Annotated in this window: 8 protein-coding genes; all 8 read left to right on the top strand. The window is 73.5% G+C overall.

Features of this window, described 5'->3' with window-relative positions; genetic code table 11:
* The first annotated feature begins 95 nt into the window (after positions 1-95).
* The 8 genes from ACME2J_RS05755 (at position 96) to ACME2J_RS05790 (ending at position 5,771) form a co-directional block, all read left to right on the top strand.
* Positions 96-524: a CBS domain-containing protein gene (locus ACME2J_RS05755; protein WP_495543928.1), complete on the top strand. Its 429-nt coding sequence runs from the start codon at positions 96-98 to the stop codon at positions 522-524.
* Positions 521-964 carry a thioredoxin gene (gene trxA, locus ACME2J_RS05760; protein WP_495543929.1) on the top strand — a complete coding sequence of 148 codons (444 nt, stop codon included), beginning with the start codon at positions 521-523 and terminating at the stop codon, positions 962-964. The genes ACME2J_RS05755 and trxA overlap by 4 nt, the downstream gene beginning before the upstream one ends.
* 52 nt (positions 965-1,016) lie before the next feature.
* On the top strand, positions 1,017-1,322 hold the full coding sequence (locus tag ACME2J_RS05765; protein WP_495543930.1) for a glutaredoxin family protein: 306 nt from the start codon (positions 1,017-1,019) through the stop codon (positions 1,320-1,322).
* 84 nt (positions 1,323-1,406) lie between these two features.
* The gene (locus ACME2J_RS05770) at positions 1,407-1,967 is read left to right on the top strand and encodes a flavodoxin domain-containing protein (protein ID WP_495543931.1); all 561 of its coding nucleotides are present in this window, start codon (positions 1,407-1,409) and stop codon (positions 1,965-1,967) included.
* Complete coding sequence (locus ACME2J_RS05775) at positions 1,967-2,176, top strand: hypothetical protein (protein WP_495543932.1); 210 nt, start codon at positions 1,967-1,969, stop codon at positions 2,174-2,176. Before ACME2J_RS05770 ends, ACME2J_RS05775 begins: the two co-directional genes overlap by 1 nt.
* A gap of 3 nt (positions 2,177-2,179) precedes the next feature.
* Positions 2,180-4,012, top strand: coding sequence for an AMP-dependent synthetase/ligase (locus tag ACME2J_RS05780; RefSeq protein WP_495543933.1), 1,833 nt, complete (start codon positions 2,180-2,182; stop codon positions 4,010-4,012).
* A gap of 23 nt (positions 4,013-4,035) precedes the next feature.
* Positions 4,036-4,380, top strand: coding sequence for a hypothetical protein (locus ACME2J_RS05785; RefSeq protein WP_495543934.1), 345 nt, complete (start codon positions 4,036-4,038; stop codon positions 4,378-4,380).
* Between the two features lie 155 nt (positions 4,381-4,535).
* On the top strand, positions 4,536-5,771 hold the full coding sequence (locus ACME2J_RS05790; RefSeq protein WP_495543935.1) for an NAD(P)/FAD-dependent oxidoreductase: 1,236 nt from the start codon (positions 4,536-4,538) through the stop codon (positions 5,769-5,771).
* Positions 5,772-6,000: the final 229 nt, after the last annotated feature.

Below are 6,000 nucleotides of genomic sequence, written 5' to 3' on the forward strand. Positions count from 1 at the left end.
ACTCCTACGGACACGCCGCCGGGCAGCGACCGGATGGCGGGCGACGCGCGGTCGACGATGCTGCCCGCGAACACCCTCCGAGGAGACCCGCCCACATGCTCTCGACCGTCCCGATGAAATCCGCGCAGCGTCTCGACCGCCCCGTCCGCGAGGTGATGCGCGCGGGCGTCGTCACGCTGCCCGCCGACGCGCCGCTCTCCCTCGCCGCGCGCGCGATGGCCACCCACGACGTCCACGCGGTCCTCGTCGTCGACGAGAAGCCGCTCGGCTGGATCACCGCGCGCGGCATGCTCCACAGCCATCTCGGCGAGTGGGCCGGGGCCCGGGCGCGCGACGCCGTCACCGAGGCGCCCGCGACGATCCGGCCGGGCGCGACGCTCCGCGAGGCGATCGACGTCTGCATCGGCGCGAAGGTGAGCCACGTCCTCGTCACCGACACGGAGGACGGCCCCGCGCTCGGGGTCCTCGCCGACAGCGACCTCGTCCGGCACCTCGGCGAGTCCGCGGACGAGGTGGCCTCGTGAGCACGCACGCGCGCGCCGCGCGCCCGTCGGCGCCGATCACGACGTGCCCGTCGTGCGGTCAGCGCAACCGGCTCAACCCCACGCCCTCCGGCACGCCGGCGTGCGGGCGCTGCCACGCGAAGCTCCCCTGGCTCGTCGACGCCACGACGGGCGGCTTCGACGCCGAGGTCGCCGCGTCGGTGCCCGTGCTCGTCGACTTCCACGCGAGCTGGTGCGGCCCCTGTCGCATGGTCGCGCCCGTCCTCGAGCAGATCGCCGCCGAGCACGCCGGCGCCGTGAAGATCGTGAAGGTCGACATCGACGCGGAGCCCGTGCTCGCGCAGCGCTTCGGGGTCCAGTCGGTGCCGACGATCGTCGTCGTCCGAAGCGGGCACGAGTCCGACCGCATCGTCGGGGCGCTCCCGAAGGCCGCGCTCGCCTCCCGCGTCGGCCTGCGCTGAGCTGAGCCGCCGGTCCGCGCATCGCGACGCGGTGCGCGGGTACAGCACGGGCATGATCGAGCTCTACCAGGCCGAGTGGTGCCCGTACTCCCACGCCGTCCGCCAGCGGCTCACCGAGCTGGGCGTCCCCTTCGTCGCGCGGCAGGTCGCCGCCGACGGCGACGACCGCGCCGAGATGCGCGCGGCGGTGGACACCGACGAGATCCCCGTCCTCGTCCTCGACGACGGGACGCGCGTCACCGGCGAGGCCGACGAGATCATCGCGCGCCTCGAGGCGCTCTACGAGGAGCGGCCCGACGCCGGCGAGCACCGGCGCAAGGCGGCGGAGCACGCGGAGGAGACGACCGAGGACCCGTGAGCGCCGCGGCTCAGTGGTCTCCACGGATGCGACGGCGGTGCTGCACCGATGCCGCGCCGGTCGCGGCACGAGATCGTGCGCCCCATGCCCTCCGTCCTGCTCGCCTTCGCGACGACCCACGGCCAGACCGCGAAGATCGCGCACCGCATCGCCGACCGGCTCCGCGAGTGCGGCCTCGAGGCCGACCTCGCCGACGTCGGCGCCGACCCGTCCACCGATCCGAGCGCCTACGACGCCGTCGTCGTGGGCGCCTCGGTCCACGTCGGGCACCATCAGGACGCCGTCCACGAGTGGGTGAAGCAGAACCGCTGGGCCATCGCCTCGGGACCCTCCGCCCTCTTCAGCGTGTCCCTCATGGCGGCCGACGACGACGCCGAGTCGCGGGAGATCGTACGCGGGTACGTCGACGACGTCCTCGAGGAGACCGGATGGATGCCGGACCGGACGGCGAGCGTCGCCGGAGCGCTCCGCTACCGGGAGTACGACGTCTTCACCCGCTTCCTCATGCGCGCCGTCGCCCGCCGCCACGGCGGGTCGATCGACACCTCGCGCGATCACGAGTACACCGACTGGAACGCTGTCGCCGCGTTCGCCGACGAGGTCGCGACGCTGCTCGGCACCCCCACGACCCCTGCGGCCGCCTGATGGCTCGCGTGGGGGAGGAGAACGACCCGGCCCGCGTCTCGCTGCGGGCCGCTCGCGTCGCGGAGGTCCTCGCGGAGCTCCGTGACCGTCAGGAGGACTACCCCGACGGGGAGGTCCCGCGCGCGCTGCGCCGTGCGATCGGCAGCTTCGCCGAGGAGCACCGCGCCCTGCGTCGGCAGCTCGCCGTCATCGACGCCCCGGAGGGCTGAGCCATGAGGACCGTCACCGCACCCCCGTCCCTGCGCACGCGATCGGTCGGCGCCCCGACGCTCGGGCGCATGGTGCTCGACACGACCGCCGAGCACAGCGGGGTCGCGATGAGCGTCGAGCGCGACGGGAAGAGCCTGAGCTGGACCTACGGCGAGTTCGGCGAGCTCGTCCGGCAGACCGCCGCGGGCCTCCTCGTCGCGGGCATCGACGCCGGCGACCGGGTCGCGATCTTCGCCGACACCTCGCCGGAGTGGACGCTCGTCGACTGCGCCGTGCTCAGCGCGGGGGCGGCGGTCGTCCCGGTCTACGCGTCGAGCTCGCCGGAGGAGTGCGCGTACATCCTCAAGCACTCCGGCTCGCGCATGGTCGTCTGCGGCTCGCGCCGCCACGCCGAGCTCGTCGCGGGGATCCGCAGCCAGTGCCCGCTCCTCGAGGACGTCGTCGTCGTCGAGGGCGCGGACGTCCCCGGCGTCGTCACGCTCGACGAGCTGCGCGGCATCGCCGGCGTGACGGAGCGTGAGCGCGTCCACCGGGCGCAGGACGAGATCGCCGCCGACGACGTCGCGACGATCATCTACACCTCGGGCACGACCGGGCCGCCGAAGGGCTGCGTCCTCACGCATCGCGCCGTTCTCTCCGCGGTGCGGATGTATGAGGAGCGCCTCGCGCTCGCCGAGCCCATGGTCATGTTCATGTTCCTCCCGCTCGCCCACTCCCTCGCACGCGTGGCGCAGATGGTCGCGCTCGACGTGGGGGCGACGATCGCCTACTGGAGGGGTGACCCGGCGCTCCTGCTCGACGACGTGCGGGCGGCGAACCCGACCCACCTGCCGTCGGTGCCCCGGCTCTTCGAGAAGATCCACGCGCAGGCGCTCGACCGCCTCGGCGAGGGCGGCGGGCTCCGCGCCCGCGTCGCGCGGTCCGCGATCACGACCGGCGCGCGGATGCGCGACGCCGAGTCGCCGTCGGCGTCGCTGCGCGTGCGGCACGCGATCGCCGACCGCATGGTGCTGCGGAAGATCCGCGCGCTCTTCGGCGATCGTCTCGAGCTCGCGCTCACCGGCGCCTCGCCGATCGCCCCGGACGTCATCGACTTCTTCGGCGCCTGCGGGATCCCGGTCCTCGAGGGCTACGGGCTGACGGAGACCTGCGCCGCCGCGACGCTCAACGTCCCGGACGAGATGCGGGTCGGCACCGTCGGCAGGCCACTTCGCGGCATGGAGGTGCGGATCGCCGCCGACGGCGAGATCCTCCTGCACGGCCCGTGCGTCTTCTCCGGGTACCTCGACAACCCCGAGGCCACCGAGGCGACGCTCGACGAGGGCTGGCTGCGCACCGGCGACGTCGGTGAGATCGACGCGGACGGGTACCTGCGGATCACCGGCCGCAAGAAGGAGCTCATCATCACCTCGAGCGGAAAGAACATCGCGCCGCTCGTCATCGAGGCCGCTCTGCGCGAGTCGCGCTACATCGGCGAGGCCGTCGTCTTCGGCGACCGCCGCCCGTACCTCGTGGCGCTTCTCGCGCTCGAGCCCGACGAGGCGCCCGCGCTCGCGCGCGCCGCCGGCGTGCCCGAGGCCGACCTCGCGACGCTCGCCGCCGACGAGCGCGTCCTCGCCGTCCTCGCCGCCGAGGTCGCGCGGACGAACGCGCGCTTCGCGCCGATCGAGCAGATCAAGCGCTTCGCCGTCCTCGGGCGCGCGTTCACCGGCGACGCCGGAGAGCTCACGCCGACGCTCAAGGTGAAGCGAGAGGTCGTCTACCGCGCGCACGCCGAGCGCTTCGAGGCGCTCTACGACGCGTCGGCCTCGGACCCGTTCGTCACGCCCAGCTGACCCCACCCCAGAGGAGCCCCACGATGGCCAGCCCGCAGAAGACCCCGGCGACCCGCACGACCGGGGACGCCGGCACGATCGACCACCTCCAGCGCGCGCTCGACGAGATCGATCACGCGAGGGAGCAGGCGACGCACGATCTCCGTGAGCAGCTCGACCGCGCGACGGAGCGCCTGCGGTCCGCGATGCACGACGCCCGCTCGCGGGCCGGCGACGAGCTCGGCGAGTTCCAGTCCTCGCTCGAGCGCGCGACCGAGGACGCCCGGATCGAGATGGGACGCCGCGCGATCCGCGCTCAGCGCACGCCCGAGGCGATCCGCGAGATGTCCGCGGAGCTGCGCAAGCGCAAGGCGGAGCTCACCGCCTGACGCCTCGTCAGGGCGGTCGTGGAGGCTCCGCGGCCGCCCTCCGTAGTCCCCCGCGGGGACGTCGGCTCAGTACCGATGGCGCAGCGACCGCGACGCGCGACGCTGTGTCTCCGCCCTTCGGCACCCGCCGCGACACCACTCAAGGAGCAGCCGACATGTCCACCAGCCGCCAGCGCGTCGTCGTCCTCGGATCGAGCTTCGCCGGGATGACCGCCGCACTCGAGATGCGCAAGGCGCTCGACGACGAGCACGAGATCGTCGTCCTCGATCCCCGCGACCACTTCACCTTCATCCCGTCGCTCATCTGGCTGCCGTTCGGCATCCGCGACAAGGACGACGTCACGTTCCCGCTCGCCCCGCTCTACGGGCGCAAGGGCATCGAGTTCGTGGGCGAGGGCGCCGCGAAGATCGACACCGCCGGGCATGTCGTGACGACCGACGGCGGGCGCGAGGTCACCTACGACAAGCTCCTCGTCGCGACCGGACCTCGCCTCGCCTTCGAGCGGATCCCGGGGCTCGGCCCCGAGGGCGGCTACACGCAGTCGGTCTGCAACCTCGACCACGCGGTCATGGCGCGCGAGGCGTGGGACCGCTTCCTCGAGGATCCGGGGCCCGTCGTCATCGGGACCGCCCAGGGCGGCTCGTGCTTCGGCGCGTCGTACGAGTTCCTCTTCAACGTCCGCCACCGCATCAAGAAGGCGGGCCTCGAGGACGTCGCGCCGGTCACCTTCGTCTCGGCCGAGCCCTACCTCGGCCACTTCGGGCTCGGAGGCGTCGGCGACTCGAGTGAGCAGGTGACCAAGTTCTTCGACCGGCTCGGCATCCGCGGGTTCCCGAACACCGCGCTCGACTCGGTGACCGCGGACGAGGTCGTCCTCGCGAACGGCGAGCGGCTCCCCTACAAGTACGCGATGTTCGTGCCTCCCTTCGCCGGCGTCGACGCCGTGAAGGACGCCGAGGGCCTCGCGAACCCGATGGGCTTCGTCCCGATCGACGAGCGCTTCCGCCATCCCGACCTCGAGGACGTCTACTCCTCCGGCGTCGCGTCGGCGATCGCACCGCCCGAGGACACCGAGGTGCCTGCGGGCGTCCCGAAGACCGGTCAGATGAGCGAGACCATGGCGAAGGTCGCGGCGCACAACATCGTCGCCGACATCAAGGGCGGCGAGCACAAGGACATGCCGCTCTCCGACCTCTCCGCGATCTGCGTGCTCGACGCCGGCAACGGCGGGATCATCTTCAAGGCCGACCACGTGCTCGCGCACGGTCGCTACGCGGACGGGCACGAGCCGACCGCACGCGTCATCTCCGGGCCTCAAGCGCACTGGGCGAAGCTCGCCTTCGAGCGCTACTTCCTCGCAAGCCGCAAGCGCGGAGTCGTCGCGCTCTAGGGCCGGTGGGCACCGGCGCCCCGAGATGGGCGCCGCAACCGGGGTCGGGTGCCGGGCGGGCGCCCGGCCCCGGAACGCCGGCCCGCCCGCCCGGGCGCCCGGCCCCGGAACGCCGGCGGCGATGCGGCCGTGGATGTCGGTCCCGCCCGTCCCGGACGCCCGGCCCCGGAACGCCGGCGGCGATGCGGCCGTGGATGTCGGTCCCGCCCGCCCCGGGCGCCCGGCCCCG

Source organism: Paraconexibacter sp., from assembly GCF_059438195.1.